This is a genomic window from Mitsuaria sp. BK041, assembly GCF_014193085.1.
In the GTDB taxonomy this organism is placed as follows: Bacteria; Pseudomonadota; Gammaproteobacteria; order Burkholderiales; family Burkholderiaceae_C; genus Roseateles.
In genome coordinates this window covers 1,814,639-1,830,864 of the sequence record NZ_JACHYT010000001.1, presented here as the reverse complement: position 1 = coordinate 1,830,864, position 16,226 = coordinate 1,814,639, and the positions used below count along the sequence as shown (strand labels likewise).

At 68.8% G+C, this 16,226-nt stretch carries 19 protein-coding genes; 11 read left to right on the top strand and 8 right to left on the bottom strand.

What is annotated here, in order from left to right; translation table 11 throughout:
* Nucleotides 1–23: 23 nt before the first annotated feature.
* The 5 genes from rsxB (at nt 24) to FHT38_RS07985 (ending at nt 2,829) form a co-directional block, all read left to right on the top strand.
* The gene (rsxB, locus tag FHT38_RS08005) at nt 24–689 is read left to right on the top strand and encodes an electron transport complex subunit RsxB (RefSeq protein ID WP_147241757.1); all 666 of its coding nucleotides are present in this window, start codon (nt 24–26) and stop codon (nt 687–689) included.
* A gap of 67 nt (nt 690–756) precedes the next feature.
* A complete protein-coding gene (gene nth, locus FHT38_RS08000) occupies nt 757–1,395 on the top strand; it encodes an endonuclease III (RefSeq protein WP_183479037.1) in 639 nt (212 codons plus the stop codon).
* A 47-nt stretch (nt 1,396–1,442) separates the two neighbouring features.
* Nucleotides 1,443–1,697: a cell division protein ZapB gene (locus tag FHT38_RS07995; RefSeq protein ID WP_147241750.1), complete on the top strand. Its 255-nt coding sequence runs from the start codon at nt 1,443–1,445 to the stop codon at nt 1,695–1,697.
* Entirely contained in the window at nt 1,694–2,035 is a 342-nt protein-coding gene (locus FHT38_RS07990; protein WP_091724256.1) for a cell division protein ZapA, read from the top strand. Before FHT38_RS07995 ends, FHT38_RS07990 begins: the two co-directional genes overlap by 4 nt.
* A gap of 356 nt (nt 2,036–2,391) precedes the next feature.
* Entirely contained in the window at nt 2,392–2,829 is a 438-nt protein-coding gene (locus tag FHT38_RS07985; protein ID WP_091725196.1) for an EVE domain-containing protein, read from the top strand.
* Nucleotides 2,830–2,863: 34 nt separating this feature from the next.
* On the opposite strand, the gene FHT38_RS07980 is transcribed toward FHT38_RS07985, so the two are convergent.
* Nucleotides 2,864–3,880, bottom strand: a complete 1,017-nt coding sequence (locus FHT38_RS07980) for a GGDEF domain-containing protein (RefSeq protein WP_183491126.1) — start codon at nt 3,878–3,880, stop codon at nt 2,864–2,866.
* A 455-nt stretch (nt 3,881–4,335) separates the two neighbouring features.
* Here FHT38_RS07980 and rpsU point away from each other — a divergent pair, with 455 nt between their 5' ends.
* From rpsU to FHT38_RS07955, 5 genes are all read left to right on the top strand, one after another.
* Nucleotides 4,336–4,548 (top strand): 30S ribosomal protein S21, encoded by a 213-nt coding sequence (rpsU, locus tag FHT38_RS07975; protein ID WP_012346814.1) that lies wholly within the window; start codon nt 4,336–4,338, stop codon nt 4,546–4,548.
* Between the two features lie 186 nt (nt 4,549–4,734).
* Nucleotides 4,735–5,181 (top strand): GatB/YqeY domain-containing protein, encoded by a 447-nt coding sequence (locus FHT38_RS07970; RefSeq protein ID WP_183491124.1) that lies wholly within the window; start codon nt 4,735–4,737, stop codon nt 5,179–5,181.
* A gap of 46 nt (nt 5,182–5,227) precedes the next feature.
* The gene (locus FHT38_RS07965) at nt 5,228–5,575 is read left to right on the top strand and encodes a TIGR01244 family sulfur transferase (RefSeq protein WP_091724253.1); all 348 of its coding nucleotides are present in this window, start codon (nt 5,228–5,230) and stop codon (nt 5,573–5,575) included.
* A 212-nt stretch (nt 5,576–5,787) separates the two neighbouring features.
* Nucleotides 5,788–6,396, top strand: a complete 609-nt coding sequence (locus FHT38_RS07960) for a TRAP transporter small permease subunit (protein WP_183491122.1) — start codon at nt 5,788–5,790, stop codon at nt 6,394–6,396.
* Complete coding sequence (locus tag FHT38_RS07955) at nt 6,396–7,985, top strand: TRAP transporter large permease subunit (RefSeq protein WP_183492422.1); 1,590 nt, start codon at nt 6,396–6,398, stop codon at nt 7,983–7,985. Before FHT38_RS07960 ends, FHT38_RS07955 begins: the two co-directional genes overlap by 1 nt.
* Before the next feature lie 11 nt (nt 7,986–7,996).
* On the opposite strand, the gene FHT38_RS07950 is transcribed toward FHT38_RS07955, so the two are convergent.
* Nucleotides 7,997–8,317, bottom strand: a complete 321-nt coding sequence (locus FHT38_RS07950) for a hypothetical protein (RefSeq protein WP_147241751.1) — start codon at nt 8,315–8,317, stop codon at nt 7,997–7,999.
* Between the two features lie 93 nt (nt 8,318–8,410).
* A complete protein-coding gene (gene sugE / locus FHT38_RS07945) occupies nt 8,411–8,731 on the bottom strand; it encodes a quaternary ammonium compound efflux SMR transporter SugE (RefSeq protein WP_091724250.1) in 321 nt (106 codons plus the stop codon).
* Nucleotides 8,732–8,894: 163 nt separating this feature from the next.
* Here sugE and FHT38_RS07940 point away from each other — a divergent pair, with 163 nt between their 5' ends.
* Nucleotides 8,895–9,932 (top strand): LysR family transcriptional regulator, encoded by a 1,038-nt coding sequence (locus tag FHT38_RS07940; RefSeq protein ID WP_183491120.1) that lies wholly within the window; start codon nt 8,895–8,897, stop codon nt 9,930–9,932.
* Here FHT38_RS07940 and FHT38_RS07935 read toward each other — a convergent pair.
* The 5 genes from FHT38_RS07935 to FHT38_RS07915 form a co-directional block, all read right to left on the bottom strand.
* Complete coding sequence (locus FHT38_RS07935; protein ID WP_183491118.1) at nt 9,847–10,779, bottom strand: amino acid ABC transporter substrate-binding protein; 933 nt, start codon at nt 10,777–10,779, stop codon at nt 9,847–9,849. The two genes, FHT38_RS07940 and FHT38_RS07935, sit on opposite strands and share 86 nt — an antisense overlap.
* Before the next feature lie 107 nt (nt 10,780–10,886).
* A complete protein-coding gene (locus FHT38_RS07930; protein ID WP_183492421.1) occupies nt 10,887–12,218 on the bottom strand; it encodes a replication-associated recombination protein A in 1,332 nt (443 codons plus the stop codon).
* An 81-nt stretch (nt 12,219–12,299) separates the two neighbouring features.
* Nucleotides 12,300–12,971, bottom strand: coding sequence for an outer membrane lipoprotein chaperone LolA (lolA, locus tag FHT38_RS07925; RefSeq protein ID WP_183491116.1), 672 nt, complete (start codon nt 12,969–12,971; stop codon nt 12,300–12,302).
* A gap of 89 nt (nt 12,972–13,060) precedes the next feature.
* Entirely contained in the window at nt 13,061–15,442 is a 2,382-nt protein-coding gene (locus tag FHT38_RS07920; protein ID WP_183491114.1) for a DNA translocase FtsK, read from the bottom strand.
* Nucleotides 15,443–15,515: 73 nt separating this feature from the next.
* Nucleotides 15,516–16,184 (bottom strand): Crp/Fnr family transcriptional regulator, encoded by a 669-nt coding sequence (locus FHT38_RS07915; RefSeq protein ID WP_067067043.1) that lies wholly within the window; start codon nt 16,182–16,184, stop codon nt 15,516–15,518.
* Between the last annotated feature and the right edge of the window lie 42 nt (nt 16,185–16,226).

Below are 16,226 nucleotides of genomic sequence, written 5' to 3'. Positions count from 1 at the left end.
CCGCCCCCCCGTCTGCCGGCGTGGTGGACGCTGCCTTCGACGCGCTCGTCGAAGGCCTGAACCAGGCCTTGCCGCAGACGCAGTGCACGCGCTGCGGCTATCCCGATTGCCATTCCTACGCGCATGCGATCGCGCGCGGCGAGGCCGCCATCAACCAGTGCCCGCCCGGCGGCGCCGAGGGCATCGCGCGACTGGCCGCCCTCACCGCCCGCGAGGCGCTGCCGCTCAACCCCGAGCACGGACTCGAGGGTCCGCGCCGGCTCGCGGTCATCGACGAGGACTGGTGCATCGGCTGCACGCTCTGCATCAAGGCCTGCCCGGTCGACGCGATCGTCGGCAGCAACAAGCTGATGCATCACGTCATCGACGCGGACTGCACCGGTTGCGAACTCTGCATCCCGGTCTGCCCGGTGGATTGCATCTCGCTCGCCGAAGTGACGCCGGGGCGCAGCGGCTGGTCCGCCTGGAGCCCGGCGCAGGCCGAGCGCGCCCGCGAGCGCTATCGCTGGCACGAGATCCGCGTCGAGCGCGAACGCCGCGAGCACGACGACCGCCTCGAGGCCAAGGCGCGCCACAAGCTGGATCACCTCGAGTCGGAAACCCGGCTCACCGACGCGGCCCAGATCGATCGCAAGCGGGCCGTCATCGAAGCCGCGCTGGCGCGCGCCCGGGCCAAGCGCGGCGCCTGAGCCGCCCCGCATCGCCCTTCCCCGTCCTCCGTCCGCTCGCACGCCCTGCCCGCATAGCCCGCTCGCCATGAACCAGACCCAGATCCGCGAGTTCTTCGAGATCCTTCGCACCGCCAACCCGTCCCCGCAAACCGAACTCGAATACGCCAGCGTCTTCGAGCTGCTGGCCGCGGTGCTGCTCTCGGCCCAGGCGACCGACGTCGGCGTCAACAAGGCGACGCGCCGTCTGTTCGTCGTGGCCAACACGCCGCAAAAGATCCTTGAACTGGGTGAGGAGCGGCTCGCCGAGTACATCAAGACGATCGGCCTCTACAAGACCAAGGCGAAGAACCTCCACGCCACCTGCCGCATCCTGGTCGAGCAGTATGGCGGCGCGGTGCCGCAGAGCCGCGAGGCGCTGGAGTCGCTGCCCGGCGTCGGCCGCAAGACGGCCAACGTGGTGCTGAACGTCGCCTTCGGCGAAGCGACGATGGCGGTGGACACGCACATCTTCCGTGTCGGCAACCGCACCGGCCTCGCGCCCGGCAAGAACGTGCTGGAGGTCGAGCAGCAACTGCTGGCGCGCGTGCCGCAGGAATTCCTCGTCGACGCCCACCACTGGCTGATCCTGCATGGGCGCTATGTGTGCCAGGCGCGACGGCCGCTGTGCGAGCGTTGCGCCGTCGTCGCGCAATGTGACAGTGCGCCGATGGCTGCGGCGCGTTGAGCGAACCCGGCCCCCTACAATCCGCGCGTCCATCCGTCAGGGAAGCCATGTCCAGCATCACCGACCTCGTCGACCGCGTGGAGCGCCTGCTGGTGCGCCACGAGGAATTGAAGCGCACGAACACACTGCTCGAGCAGCAGGTGCAGGCGCTCACGCTGGAGCGCGACAGCCTGCGTTCGCGCCTGGCCGCGGCGCGCGGGCGCATCGATGCGCTGCTCGACCGCCTGCCGGTGGAGGCGGCCGATCTCCTCGACGGCAGCGACGGATCCGAGGCCACCGACTCTCGAAAGACGGGCGCATGAAGCAAATGGAAGTCACGATCATGGGCCAGAGCTACCTGCTCGGCTGCCCCGAAGGCGGCGAGGCCGCGCTGCAGAAGGCGGTCGCCCGGGTCGACAAGGAAATGTGCGCGATCCGCGATGCGGGCCGCATCAAGGCGCGTGAGCGCATCGCGGTGCTGGCGGCGCTGAACCTGGCCTATTCGCTGACCGAAGTCGGCGCCTCGCCCGCGGCTGGCGATGCCGCCGAGGCAGGCGCTGGCGACAGCGGTACGAGTGCCGGACAGCTGCCTGCACCGGATCTTGAAACGCTGATGAAGCGGCTCGATGAAGCCCTGGTGCAAGACGGGCAACTGCTGTGATCGCCGCGGCTCGCCGCGTAGAATCCGCTCCGTCCACTGCGTTCGCGTGAGTTTTATATTTCCTTGAACCGATGCTCTCGCGAGCAAGGGCTTGGAACATTACCTGGCTGGTGTGAGCGTCTCGCGTCAGATGAACCCGAAGCCATGTTGACCTCGCCCACCTGTACCCCTAGGGTTCAGGAATGCGGCTCACGGCTCGCCGTGGACACCTCTTCCCGAAACCGCGCCTGACCGCTCAGAGCGCGGTTTTTTCATGGTCGACGGCCGGCGCCGCGGCGCCGCCGATCTCGCGGGGTTTCACCTTGAGCACTGCCCAGCCCTCCCAGCCCACCGGCGACGCGCCGCAGTACTGGCTGATGAAGTCCGAGCCGGACGAGGCCTCGATCGATCACCTGCAGGCCGCCGGCGAGCTGCCCTGGACCGGCGTGCGCAACTACCAGGCGCGCAACTTCATGCGCGATCAGATGCGCATCGGCGACGGGGTGCTGTTCTATCACTCGTCCTGTCCGGAGCCGGGCATCGCCGGCTTCGCCGAGGTCAGCAGCACCGCCTATCCGGACGCCACGCAATTCGATCCGGCCAGCCCCTACTTCGACCCGAAGTCCAAGCCTGAAGCGCCCCGCTGGTCGCATGTGGACGTGCGCTTCGTGCGCAAGACGCGGCTGCTGAGCCTGGCGGAGATGAAGCGCGATCCGGTGTTGTCGCAGATGCGCACGCTGCAGCCGGGCAACCGCTTGTCGATCACGCCGGTCACGGCGGCGGAGTGGCGACACCTCCAGGCCCTGCTCGCCTGAGCGGCGGGCGACGGGGCGGGCGCGGCGGGCCCCCTCAGCCCATGCCGAACGGGATCGACGCCAGCACGACCTGGTTGCCGCCGCGGCGCTGGGCTTCCTTGACCGCCATCTCGGCGGCGCCCAGCAGTTCCTCCTGGCGTGACGCGGTATGCGGGAAGCTCGCGACGCCCATCGACAAGGACAGCCCGATGTCCTGGCCATGCAGCACGACGATCTGCGCATGGCACTGGCGGCGCAGCTGTTCCATGCGCGCATGCGCCGTCGCCAGGCCCACGCCCGACAGCAGCACCGCGAACAGGTCGTCGCCGATGCGGCAGGCCGCGTCCATCGCGCGGGTGTTGGCGCGCAGCATGCGCCCCAGGCCCTCGAGCAGGCGCTGGCGCGCCTCCTCGCCCAGTCCGGTCTCGGCCGTGACCGGATCCAGCGCGATCAGCACCAGCGTGAATTCGCGGTGCTCGCGCGTCGAGAGATCGATCTCGCGCAGCAACTGGTCGTCGAACTGCGCGCGCATGTAGAGCCCCGACACCTCGTCGCGGCCGCTGCCCTGCTGCAGCTCGCGGCGCATCTGCTCGAGCGACTTCTGCTGCTGCTCGAGCTGCTGCAGCGCGCGCTGCAGATGCGTTTCGCGATGGCGTTCCTCGGTCTTGTCGCTCCACAAGGCCATCACGTGCTCCTGGCCCAGCGGGAAGCGCATGACCATGAACTCGCGGCGGCGGCCGCCGATCTCGAGGCGGTGCTCGGAACTCACGACGCCGCGCTGGGCCAGCGTGGCCTGCTCGGAGCGGCGCATCGCCTGGACTTCGTCGCCGCGCATCAGGTCGGCGTCGGTCGCGCCGACGATGCCGGCCTCGATCCGGCCGAACAGTTCGCCCATGGCCGGGCTCGCGAAGACGTAGCGACCGGTGGCCATCGACTTCACGGTCAGGCAGGCGCCGGTCGGTTCCAGCAGGCCGAGCAGGCCGGCCGCGACATGTGCCTGGGGCGTTCCCGACGACGCCAGCCAGGCATCGAAGCTGGCGGGCGCGGGCGTCGCGGCGGCGTTTAATTCCATGGGTCGGGCCGGGCCGGGGATTCCCCTGGCGGTCGAATGGTGGTGGATCGAATGTAGATGGGTGCCGGTCGCCCGGGCAAGTGCCGACCACGATCGCGGGGGCTCTCTCCCCCTAAGCTTGGGGTCAGGCATCCTAGCGTGCCGCGAGAGAGGACCACGGCGATGCACTTCCCCCAGCGCGCCGACGCGAAGCGCGCGCGGCGGCAGCGCGTGAAAAAGTCACGCCCGGGATGAAGCCGTCGGCGCGGGACGTGATGAGCGCGGGGCCCGCCGCATCGCGCTCGCAGGCGTCCGGGCACGTCGACCCGCTTCAATTTGGCGGACCGTCAAAAATGAGGCTAGAATCCGCGTTTTGCTGGCAAACCCTGCGCGTCGATTCGGAAGTGGAATCCGGATACTCCGCTTCGAAGGCAAGCCCTTCCTCGCGAACACCGAGCGCTATTTGAAGGAATTTCATGACCACCATTCGCGTCAAAGAAAACGAGCCGTTCGACGTGGCCCTGCGCCGCTTCAAGCGCACCATCGAGAAGCTGGGCCTGCTCACCGAGCTGCGCGCCCGCGAGTTCTACGAGAAGCCGACCGCCGAGCGCAAGCGCAAGAAGGCGGCCGCCGTGAAGCGCCACTACAAGCGCGTGCGCAGCATGCAGCTGCCCAAGAAGCTGTACTGATCGAAGGATCGGACCGCTTCGGCACCGGGGACCCTCGCTGAGCGCTCCCCACTGCCCGAACAGCACAGAAAGCCCGCGCAGGACGCTGCCGCGGGCTTTTTTGTCTCCGCGCCGCACCGGTCCGCGACGGCCGATGATCCCCGCGAGACCGCGAAACGCATTTCGAGAGAGAAGCAAGGAGCCCTCATGAGCCTGAAGGAACAGATCACCGAAGACATGAAGACGGCGATGCGCGCCAAGGACAGCGAGCGCCTGGGCACGATCCGCCTGCTGCTGGCCGCCGTGAAGCAGAAGGAAGTGGACGAGCGCGTGACGGTGGACGACGTGATGCTGGTGAGCATCGTCGACAAGCTGATCAAGCAGCGCAAGGACTCGATCAGCCAGTTCACCGCCGCCGGCCGGCAAGACCTGGCCGACAAGGAAACCGCCGAACTGAAGGTGCTGGAGGTCTACCTGCCGCAGCGCCTGAGCGAGGACGAGATCAAGGCCGAGGTCGCCGCGATCGTGGCCGAGCTGGGCGCCAAGGGCCCGGCCGACATGGGCAAGGTGATGGGCGCCGTGAAGGGCAAGCTCGCGGGCAAGGCCGACATGGGCCTGGTCTCGGCCGCGGTGAAGGCCGCACTGGCGGGCTGAGCCCCTCCCTCCCCGGCCCGCTTCCGATTCAACGACAGGAGCCTCCATGGAACTGACCGTCCAACAACTGACGCCCGATTTCTGCGTCGCGCCGCAGCTGACGCCGGACACGATGGCCGCGCTGGCCGCGGCCGGCTTCAAGTCGGTGATCAACAACCGCCCGGATTTCGAGGGCGGCCCGGACCAGCCCACCAGCGAGCAGGTCCGCGTCGCGGCCGAGGCGGCGGGCCTGGTCTATCACCACCTGCCGGTGCAGGGGGGCTACCAGTCGCCGGAGGAGATCGCCGCGATGCGCGCGCTGCTCGACGAGGCGCCCAAGCCGGTGCTGGCGTTCTGCCGCTCCGGCGCGCGCTCGACCCGGCTCTTCGCCTCCGCGATGCAGCTCGACGCCTGACGGATCCCGAACACCGCGCCCCATCGGAGCGCCGCCGCAGGCCCCGGTCCCCGACCGGGGCCTTCTTTTTTCGCCCTTCAGCTTTCCTCAGGGCTTTCCCGGAACAGCGTACGAAATCAGGTCGCCGTCAGCGCTCGCTGGCTACAGTCCGCGTCTACGACAAGAAACGAGCCCTCCCCGTCGCGGGCTCACATGGAGACCTGGATTCCTCGATGAACGCCCTGCTTGCTTTCGCCAAGGGCATCGACTGGCTGACGGACCGGTTCGGCACGCTTGCCGCCTGGGCCGTCCTGCTGTCGTGCTTGATCAGCGCCGCCAATGCGGTGATTCGCTACGGCCTGGACATCAGCTCCAACGCCTTCCTCGAGATCCAGTGGTACCTGTTCGCCGTCTGCGTGATGGGCGGCGCGGCGCAGGTGCTGCGCCTGAACGAGCATGTGCGGGTCGACATCCTCTACGCGCGCTGGCGCGGCCACGGCAAGGTCTACATCGACCTGTTCGGCCTGATCGTCTTCCTGATCCCGGTGATGGCCTACGCGGGCTGGCTGTCCTGGGACTTCTTCCTGGGCAAGCTCATGACCGGCATGCGGCCGGACGACACGATCACGACGCTCGGCCTGGGCGGCTACCTGCACAAGCTGTTCACCAGCGGTGAGGTGTCGGGCAACGCCGGCGGACTGATCCGCTGGCCGGCCGCGCTGACCTTGCCGGTCGGCTTCGGGCTGGTGTTCCTGCAAGGACTTTCGGAGGTGATCAAGCGCCTGGGTTACCTGGCCCATCTCGTCGAGATGGACACCCACTACGAGAGGCCGCTGCAATGATCACGATGGAGCAGTTCCCCCCGCTGATGTTCGCGGGGCTGATCATCATCATGCTGATCGGCTTCCCCGTGGCCTTCTCGCTGGCCGCCCTGGGCCTGGCCTGCGGATTCTTCGCGGTCAGCCAGGGCTGGTTCCCGCCGGAGTTCATGACGGCGCTGCCGCAGAACGTCTTCGGCATCCTGTCCAACGACCTGCTGCTGGCGATCCCGTTCTTCACCCTGATGGGTGCGCTGCTGGAGAAATGCGGGCTGGCCGAGGACATGCTCGATTCGATGGGCCAGCTCTTCGGCCCGGTGCGCGGCGGGCTGGGCTACTCGGTCATCATCGTCGGCTTCATCCTGGGGGCGATCACCGGCACGGTGGCCGGTCAGGTGATCGCGATGGCGATGATCTCGCTGCCGGTGATGATGCGCTACGGCTACAACATGCGCTACGCGACCGGGGTGCTGGCGGCGTCGGGAACGATCACGCAGCTGGTGCCGCCCTCGCTGGTGCTGGTGGTGCTGGCGGACCAGCTCGGCAAGCCGGTGGGTGACATGTACAAGGGCGCCTGGGGCCCGTCGATCCTGCAGGTGCTGATCTTCGCGCTCTACACCTTCGCGCTGTCGCGGCTCAAGCCGGAGCACGTGCCCGGCGTGCCCAAGGAAGCGCGCACGCTGGACGGCTGGGCGCTGTGGAAGAAATGCCTGCGCGGCATCATCCCGTCGGCGGTGCTGATCTTCGCGGTGCTGGGCTCGATGGGCGGCCTTCCCGGCATCAACACGGCGATCTGCACGCCGACCGAGGCCGGCGCGATGGGCGCGGTGGGCGCCTTCATCCTGGCGGCGTCGCACCGGCGCCTGAACTGGCCGGTGGTCCGCGAAGCCATGATCGGCACGATGCGCATCACCGCGATGGTGGTGTTCATCCTGATCGGCTCGCGCACCTTCTCGCTGGTGTTCCAGGGCGTGGAAGGCGGCAAGTGGATCGAGCACATGCTGACCAGCCTGCCAGGCGGTCAGATCGGGTTCCTGATCGTGGTGAACCTGTTCATCTTCTTCCTGGCGTTCTTCCTGGACTTCTTCGAGATCGCCTTCATCATCCTGCCGCTGCTGGGCCCGGTCGCCGACAAGATGGGCATCGACCTGGTGTGGTTCGGCGTGATGCTGTGCGTGAACATGCAGACCAGCTTCATGCATCCGCCCTTCGGCTTCGCGCTGTTCTACCTGCGGGGCATCTCGGATTCGCTGTTCAAGACTGGCGCGCTGCCGCGGCGGGTGCTGTCGAGCGACATCTACCTGGGCTCCATCCCCTGGGTGGTGATGCAGCTGATCCTGGTGGCGATCGTCATCTTCTTCCCGGTGACGGTGACCGCTTTCCTGGACAAGGCCGAGGCGGTCGACATGGACAAGGCCACCGAGATGCTGCAGGGCATCGATGCCGGGCAGGCGGAACGCGTCGACCCGAATGCGGACACGAACGCGCTGTTCGGACTGCCGCCGGAAGCGGCGTCGGCGGCCTCCGCGCCAGGCGAACCGGCCTCCGCGCCGGCGTCCGAGGCCGAGGACCCGATGGAGGCCGTGCGACGCTCGCTGGAAGAGAAGAAATAGCGGCGCGCGCCTCAGCGCGTGGACGGCGGCATGTTCGAGGCCTCCTTGATGCGCTGCCACGCATCCTTCACGGCGGGTTTGGCGCGCGCCCAGTCGAGCGACGACCCTTTGCGCTGCTCGCCCCAGTCGCGATGCAGCTCGGCCTCGAAATCATCGAAGTCTCGGTCGGGATAACGCGCGAACGCATCGACGCCATAGGCATACGCCGGGCCGAAGTCGTCATGGGTGTCGCCTTGCTGGATGTACGGCCGCTTGGCGTAGTTGTCGCGCCAGTAGGCGGCCTCCTGCTCGCGGTCGTAGGCGTGGTCTCGTCGTTCGTCGAAGTCGGGCATGAGGAACTCCTGCGGTCTGGATGACCGTGGACGGCAAGTCCCATGCCCTGCCCGCTTCCCGCTGGCGGGCCGGCGCCGACGCCGGCCCGGCCCTCACTGCGACGAGACCATCTTGAGCCCGACGATGCCCACGGCAATCAGCCCGATGCAGGCCAGCCGGGCCGGCGAGGCGGATTCGCCCAGCAGCACGATGCCCGCGATCGCGGTGCCGACCGCGCCGATGCCGGTCCAGATCGCATAAGCCGTGCCGACCGGCAGGTGCTTCAGCGCCCAACCCAGCAGCACCACGCTGGTCACCATCGCCAGCACGGTGCCCACCGTCGGCCACGGCCGGGTGAAGCCCTCCGTGTACTTCAGGCCGACCGCCCATCCGATCTCGAACAGCCCCGCCAGGAACAGCACACCCCACACCATGTCGAACTCCTTGTTGAGGGCCTCCGCGTTGAGCTTGGCCGCCCCTGCGCCGAGGCCTTGATTCACGATGGGACGAACTGTATGTTCGCCATCCTGATAGTTGAAGTCAGCATCCATCAGCCCAGCTGACAGATCAACCTCTCAACCTCTCCCAAGGATCGCCATGGCCTTCGACCTGGACAATCTCCGCGTCTTCCTCGCCGCGATCGACCACGGCTCGTTCTCCGCCGCCGCCCGTGCGCTGGGCCGGGTGCCGTCGGCGGTGAGCATGACGATCGCCCACCTGGAGGCCGAACTCGACCTGCCGCTCTTCGACCGCGCCGGCCGCGAACCCGTCCCCACGCCTCAGGCGCTCGCGCTGGTCCCGCAGGCGCGCCGGCTGGCCGAGCAGTTCGGCCAGCTCAACCGGCACGCGCTGTCCATGACGCAAGGCCTGGAGCCGTCGCTGGTGATCGCGGTCGCGCCTGAACTGGTCGCGGCGACGCCGTGGAGCGACGCGCTGACGACCTTGTCGGCCGAGTTCCCGTTGCTGGAGATCGAGGTGCTGACCGCGCCGCAGGCGGACGCGCTGGCGATGCTGAAATCCGGGCGCGCGCAGCTGGCGCTGGTGTTCGAGCGCCAGGGCCTGGACCCGTCCGAGCAGTTCCAGGAAGTGGCCCGCGAGACGCTGGTCGCCGTCGTCGCCGCCTCGCATCCGATGCTTGCGCGTGAGGCCTCCGCGTTGCGCGACGAACACCTGATCGCCGAGCGCCAGATCCTGGTCGCTGGCCGCGATGCCTGCGACGTCGACAAGCGGATCTCGGTCTCGCGGGTGCAGTGGCGCACCGACAGCCCGGTCGCGGCGCTGCGCATGGTGTCGGCCGGGCTGGGCTGGGCCTGGTTGCCATCCGGTTTCGTGCGCGCGGCGCTGGCCTCGGGCGAGCTGGTCCAGATTCCCGCCGGCAACTTCACCACCGCGCTGCAGCTTTACGTCGACGTGGTGTGGACGCAGACCCGGCCCCTGGGCTTGGCGGCGCGGCGCTTCGTCGAGTTGCTGAACGGCCGCTCAGGCTGCTCGGGCGCGATCGCGAGCGACCGCGCCGCGCCGGCAGTATCTGCCGCGGCCTTCAGCGCCTTCAGCGATAACGCTCCGGATCGGGCGAGTCGGTCGGCTGCGCCACCACGCGCCGGAAAGCGGCGTTCATCGGCAGCTTCAGGTTGATGCCGGAGGGCGGCAGCGGGGACTCGAACCAGCGTCTGTAGATCGTGTGGATCTCGCCGCTGCGGTACAGGCCGACCAGCACGTCGTCGACCATGGTCTTGAACATCGGATCGTCGCGATTCAGCCCGATCGCGTAGGGCTCGACCGTGAGCGCCCGGTCGGAGATCACGTAGTCGTCGGGCGAGACCGCCGACCCCTGCTGCGCCAGCAGGCTGCGGATGATGACGTCGTCCATCATGAAGGCGTCGGCGCGGCCGCTGCGCAGCAGCTGGAAAGCGTCCGGATCATCCAGCCCCGCGACGATGCGGATGCCCAGCCCCAGTTGCTCGTTGACCTTGGCCAAGTGCTGGATGCTGGTCGTGCCGATGGTGCTCACCACCGGCCGGCCGCGCAGGTCGGACAGGCTCTGCACCTTCTCGCCATGGCGCGTCATCAGCTTGGTCTCGGCCACGAAGATCGTCACCGAGAAGGCCTGGCTGCGCGCCCGCTCCGCGGTGTTGGTGGTGATGCCGCACTCCATGTCCAGCGTGCCGTTGCTGACCATCGGCATGCGCGTCGCCGAGCCCACCGCCACGCGCCGCACTTCCAGGTCAGGCAGCTTCAGCCGCGTGCGCAGCGAGGCGATCACGCGCTCGCACAGCTCGACGGAATAGCCGGTGGGACGCAGCTGCGCGTCGAGGTAGGAGAACGGCGCCGATGCCGGCCGGTAGCCCAGGACGATGACGCCGGTCTCGCGAATGCGGGCCAGCGTCGGCCCCTCGGGCGGCTGCGCCGGACGCACCACCGGCGCCGGCTTGGCGGCCGCCGCCTGCGCGACCGGCGCGGCCACGCCCAGGCCAAGGCTCAAGGTCAAACCCAGGACCGCGCCGAAACACCGCCCGCGCATCCGCGCGACAGCCTGCCCAGCGCGCACCAGGCGCGTCGTGAAAGAGGCTCGCCACGCCGCGCCCATGCTCAGTCCTCGCGGCCCTCGCCGCGGCGGGCCGCGGCCTCGCCCTCCTGACCGAGCGCCTCCGCGTCCAGCCGTCGCAGCTCGTCCATCCGGGCGCCGATCTTGATCTCCAGGCCACGCGGCACCGGCTCGTAGAAGCGCTGGTCCTCGAGGCCGTCCGGCAGGTACTGCTCGCCGGCGACATAGGCGCCGGGGAAGTCATGCGCGTAGCGGTAGGCCTTGCCGTAGCCCAGCTCCTTCATGAGCCGCGTCGGCGCATTGCGCAGATGCACCGGCACCGGCCGCGAACTGTCCTGCTTGATCAGCGCGCGCACCTGGTTGTAGGCGTTGTAGACGGCGTTGGACTTGGGCGCGATCGCCAGGTACACGACCGCCTGCGCCAGCGTCAGTTCGCCCTCGGGCGAGCCCAGGCGCTCGTAGGTCTCGGCGGCATCCAGGCAGATCCGCAGCGCGCGCGGGTCGGCGTTGCCGATGTCCTCGCTGGCCATGCGGATCAGGCGGCGCGTGATGTAGCGCGCGTCGACGCCGCCATCGAGCATGCGCACCAGCCAGTACAGCGCCGCGTCGGGGTTGGAGCCGCGCACCGACTTGTGCAGCGCCGAGATCACGTCGTAGAACTGGTCGCCGCCCTTGTCGTAGCGCCGCAGCTGCTCGCCCAGGGTGCGCTCCAGCAGCGCCTCGTCGATCTCCGCCGTGTCCGCCGGCGTCAGTTGCGCCACTGTCTCCAGCGTGTTGAGCAGCCGCCGCGCGTCGCCGTCGGCATAACCGATCAGGCGCTGGGTGGCGGCCTCGCTGACCGGCGGCGCGCCCAGGGCCTCGCGCCCGCGCGCCAGCAGCTCGCGCATGTCCTGCTCGTCGAGCGACTTCAGCACATGCACCGTCGCGCGCGAGAGCAACGCCGAATTGACCTCGAAGGACGGGTTCTCCGTCGTCGCGCCGATGAAGCTGAACAGGCCGGACTCGACATGCGGCAGGAAGGCATCCTGCTGCGCCTTGTTGAAGCGGTGGACCTCGTCGACGAACACGATCGTGCGCCGCCCCTGCCCGGCTGCGGCCAGCGCGCGCTCGACCGCCTCGCGGATGTCCTTGACGCCGCCCAGCACCGCCGAGATCGCGATGAACTGCGCGTCGAAGAACTGCGCCATCAGCCGCGCCAGCGTCGTCTTGCCGACGCCCGGCGGGCCCCACAGGATCATCGAATGCGGCCGGCCGCTCTCCAGCGCGACGCGCAGCGGCATGCCGGGCCCCAGCAGGTGGCGCTGGCCGACGACCTCGTCGAGCTGACGCGGCCGCAGCCGCTCCGGCAGCGGCGCGTGCTTGCCCGGCGTCGCCATGGCCGGCGGCCCGCTGGGAACGGGATCGAACTCGTCCGGGAAGAGCGACGCGTTGCTCATCGGTGCAGGCTCGAAGCTCGGTCAGGGTTGGCGCGCGATGTCCGTACCCGGCGGCGGGGTGAAGCGGAAGCGCTCGGCCGACACCTTGGCATTGGGCTCCACCGCGCTGAACTGCATCACCGATTGCTGGCCGAAGCCGTCGACGATCTCCAGCGCCGACAGCTCGCGTCCCTTGAAGCCCAGCTTCAGGCTCTGCAAGCCGCTGTCGTTGCGCCGCGGCGTCGCCTGCACCCAGTCCAGCCCGTTGGCCGCCGGCAGCGCCTTCAGCGTGAAGTCCCGCGACAGGTCGCCCCCGGCGAGCAGCGCCACCGGCGTCGCGCCCAGCGCCTGGTCCATCTGCCGCACCGTGGCCTGCTGCAGGTCCGGGTCGTAGATCCAGACCTCCTTGCCATCGGCCACGATCAGCTGCTCGGCCGGCTTCGCATAGGCGAAGCGGAACTGGTTCGGCCGCTGGAACTCGAAGGTGCCGGTGGTGGTCTTCTTGCGCTTGCCATCCGGTGCGGTGACCGTCTGCGTGAAGCTGGCACGGCCACTCTTCACCTCGGCCACGAACTGCTGCAGCGCGCTCACGCCGTCGGCATGAGCCAGCGCGGCGGCCCCCAGCAGCGCCGCGCCCGCGACCGCGCGGGTCGCGCGAAGGCCGCGGAGCGACAGGGAACGGAGCGATTGAAACGAATGGAGCGGATGGACCATGGGAGGCTCGTCGACGATGGCGTGGATGCTTGAACGGAGCGGGAGGTTCGAGAGGCGCTGGAGGCAAGGAACGCGGTGGCCGGCGCCGTTCATTCCTCCCGCTTGGGCACGATGATGTCGCGGTTGCCGTTGGTGGCCATCGACGACACCAGGCCCGATTTCTCCATTTGCTCCAGCAAGCGGGCGGCCCGGTTGTAGCCGATGCGCAGGTGGCGTTGCACCAGCGAGATCGAGGCCCGCTTGTGCTGCAGCACCACGGCCACCGCCTGGTCGTACATCGGATCGGATTCGCCGTCGCCGCCGGCGGCCAGCCCGGGCAGGCCATCGCCGCCGCCGTCCCCGTCGAGCACGCCGCCTTCGAGGATGCCCTCGATGTAGTTCGGCTCGCCGCCCTGCTCCTTCAGGTAGTCGACGACGCGATGCACCTCGTCATCGCTGACGAACGCGCCGTGCACCCGCACCGGCAGCCCGGTGCCCGACGCCATGTAGAGCATGTCGCCCATGCCCAGCAGCGCTTCGGCGCCCATCTGGTCGAGGATGGTGCGCGAGTCGATCTTGCTCGAGACCTGGAAGGACAGGCGGGTCGGGATGTTGGCCTTGATGAGGCCGGTGATCACGTCCACCGACGGGCGCTGCGTCGCCAGGATCAGGTGGATGCCGGCGGCACGGGCCTTCTGGGCCAGGCGCGCGATCAGTTCCTCGATCTTCTTGCCGACCACCATCATGAGGTCGGCCAGTTCGTCGATGACGACGACGATGTGCGGCAACCGGTCCAGCGGCTCCGGCTCCTCGGGCGTCAGGCTGAACGGGTTGGGGATCTTCTCCTCGCGCTCGGCCGCGTCGGCGATCTTCTTGTTGTAGCCGGCCAGGTTGCGCACGCCCATCTTGGACATGAGCTTGTAGCGCCGCTCCATCTCGTTGACGCACCAGTTCAGCGCGTTGCCGGCCTGCTTCATGTCGGTCACGACCGGCGCCAGCAGGTGGGGGATGCCCTCGTAGACGCTCATTTCCAGCATCTTGGGGTCGATCAGGATCAGGCGGACGTCGCGCGCCTCGGCCTTGTAGAGCAGCGACAGGATCATCGCGTTGATGCCCACCGACTTGCCCGAACCGGTCGTGCCGGCAACCAGGCAGTGCGGCATCTTCGCCAGGTCGGCCACGACCGGCATGCCGACGATGTCCTTGCCCAGGCCCATCGTGAGCGGCGACGCCGCGTCGGCATAGACCTGCGAGCCGAGGATTTCCGACAGCCGGATCGTCTGGCGCCGCGCGTTGGGCAACTCCAGCGCCATGTAGTTCTTGCCGGGGATGGTCTCGACCACGCGGATCGACACCAGGCTCAGCGAGCGCGCCAGGTCCTTGGCCAGGCCCAGGATCTGCGCGCCCTTCACGCCGGTGGCCGGTTCGATCTCGTAGCGCGTGATCACCGGACCGGGCGAGGCGGCCACCACCCGCACCTCGACGCCGAAGTCCTTCAACTTCTTCTCGATCATGCGGCTGGTCATCTCCAGCGACTCGGGCGTGACGGTCTCGATGCGCGGCGGCGGCGCATCCAGCAGGTCGACCTGCGGCAGCTTCGCGTCGGCCGGATCGGTGAACAGCGTCTGCTGGCGCTCCTTGATCACGCGCGTGGACTTGGGCACCTCGACCACCGGCGGCTCGATGACGATCGGGATGTGGTGCTCCTCCTCGACCAGCCGCTCGACCTCGACGATGGCCTCGCGCTCGCGCTTGGCTTCCTTGCCGACGCGCTTGTCCTCGGCGATCTCGCGGCGGACCTCGCGCTTCTCGATCAGGCGTTCGATCGAGGCGCCGATCTGCTCGGACAGCTTGAGCCAGGAGAATTTCAGCGCCAGCGACACGCCGGCCACCAGCGCGGCGATCCACACGACGCCCGAACCGGCGAAGCCCAGCAGCTTCATGCTGGCCGGCCCCAGCAGGTAACCCAGGACGCCGCCGGCATGGCCCGGCAGGTGCGACTCCCAGCCGTACAGGCGCGTCCACTCGAGCGCGCAACTCGCCGCCAGCAGCAGCGCCAGGCCGCCGATCGCCGGCAGGCGTTCCTTCAGCGTGGGGAGCGGGCTGCCGTCGGCGCGCAGCAGGCGGGCCAGGCCGCTCAGCCAGGCGCGCAGCGACACCAGCATCAGCCACCAGCAGGAGTAGCCGAAGCCGAAGAGCATCAGGTCGGAGATCCAGGCGCCCAGCGATCCGACGCGGTTGTGCGTCGGCCCGGCGGTGCCGGCGGTGCTGAAGGCGGCGTCGGCGCGGTCATGGCTGACCATCGCGAGCAAGACCAGGCACCAGACCAGCGCGCCGACCAGCAGCCACAGCGGCGTGCGCAGCGGGCTGGGCGGCGTGGGCGCCACCGCGGCAGCGGCGGCGGCCTTCTTGGACTTGCGCGCCGGCGCGGGGCGCTCGGGCGACGTGGCGGCGTCGTCACCACCGCCCAGCAGGGAACCGGGAAAACTCATCCCGTGATTGTGACGCAAGCGCCCCGCGTCCCGGACGCGGGGTCACATGCCATGGTGAAGAAACGTTGACGCCTCAATCGTGCTGCAGGCGTTCCTTGATGACCACCGAGCCGTTCTCGAGCGTCTCGATCACGCCCTTGTCCTCGAGGTCCTTCATGACGCGGCTGACCATCTCGCGCGACGCGCCGACGACCTTGGCCATGTCCTGACGCGACACCTTGCCGCGGATGATCTTCACGCCCTTCTCTTCCTCCGCCATGTCCAGCAGCGTGCGTGCGACGCGGCCGTAGACGTCGAGCAGCGCGAGCGACTCGATCTGCCGGTCCGCGTTGCGCAGGCGCGCGACCAGGCCGCGCAGGATGCCGTAGGCCAGGCTCGACGGCTCGGGCAGGCCACGCGCGAAATCGGCGCGGCCCAGCACCAGCATGTCGGTCTGCACCTCGGCTCTGACGGTGGCCGAATGCGGCTCGTTGTCGATGAGGCTCATCTCGCCGACATAGTCGCCGGGCTGAAGCACCGCGAGGATCACCTCGCGGCCGCGGCTGTCGGCGGTCAGGACGCGGGCCCGACCGTTCAGCAGGATGAAGAGCGCGTTGGATTTGGTGCCCTGCTCGACGATCAACTCGCCGCGTTTGAAGCGCCGCTTGACGACGCTGTCCGCGATGGACTGGGCCTGGTCGGCGGTCAGCAGGGAGAACAAGGGAACCCTGCGGATCAGATCCAAGTTGGACAACATGGCCATGAAGGGATGCCTCCTGTCGGGGGTTAGGGTCAATCGTGGTTG

Bases quoted from the DNA above. Each gene is read 5' to 3' on its own strand.
- nth (WP_183479037.1), top strand. From the start codon at position 757: ATGAACCAGACCCAGATCCGCGAGTTCTTCGAGATCCTTCGCACCGCC.
- FHT38_RS07995 (WP_147241750.1), top strand. From the start codon at position 1,443: ATGTCCAGCATCACCGACCTCGTCGACCGCGTGGAGCGCCTGCTGGTG.
- FHT38_RS07990 (WP_091724256.1), top strand. From the start codon at position 1,694: ATGAAGCAAATGGAAGTCACGATCATGGGCCAGAGCTACCTGCTCGGC.
- FHT38_RS07985 (WP_091725196.1), top strand. From the start codon at position 2,392: ATGAAGTCCGAGCCGGACGAGGCCTCGATCGATCACCTGCAGGCCGCC.
- FHT38_RS07980 (WP_183491126.1), bottom strand. From the start codon at position 3,880: ATGGAATTAAACGCCGCCGCGACGCCCGCGCCCGCCAGCTTCGATGCC.
- rpsU (WP_012346814.1), top strand. From the start codon at position 4,336: ATGACCACCATTCGCGTCAAAGAAAACGAGCCGTTCGACGTGGCCCTG.
- FHT38_RS07970 (WP_183491124.1), top strand. From the start codon at position 4,735: ATGAGCCTGAAGGAACAGATCACCGAAGACATGAAGACGGCGATGCGC.
- FHT38_RS07965 (WP_091724253.1), top strand. From the start codon at position 5,228: ATGGAACTGACCGTCCAACAACTGACGCCCGATTTCTGCGTCGCGCCG.
- FHT38_RS07960 (WP_183491122.1), top strand. From the start codon at position 5,788: ATGAACGCCCTGCTTGCTTTCGCCAAGGGCATCGACTGGCTGACGGAC.
- FHT38_RS07950 (WP_147241751.1), bottom strand. From the start codon at position 8,317: ATGCCCGACTTCGACGAACGACGAGACCACGCCTACGACCGCGAGCAG.
- sugE (WP_091724250.1), bottom strand. From the start codon at position 8,731: ATGGTGTGGGGTGTGCTGTTCCTGGCGGGGCTGTTCGAGATCGGATGG.
- FHT38_RS07940 (WP_183491120.1), top strand. From the start codon at position 8,895: ATGGCCTTCGACCTGGACAATCTCCGCGTCTTCCTCGCCGCGATCGAC.
- FHT38_RS07930 (WP_183492421.1), bottom strand. From the start codon at position 12,218: ATGGCGACGCCGGGCAAGCACGCGCCGCTGCCGGAGCGGCTGCGGCCG.
- lolA (WP_183491116.1), bottom strand. From the start codon at position 12,971: ATGGTCCATCCGCTCCATTCGTTTCAATCGCTCCGTTCCCTGTCGCTC.
- FHT38_RS07920 (WP_183491114.1), bottom strand. From the start codon at position 15,442: ATGAGTTTTCCCGGTTCCCTGCTGGGCGGTGGTGACGACGCCGCCACG.
- FHT38_RS07915 (WP_067067043.1), bottom strand. From the start codon at position 16,184: ATGGCCATGTTGTCCAACTTGGATCTGATCCGCAGGGTTCCCTTGTTC.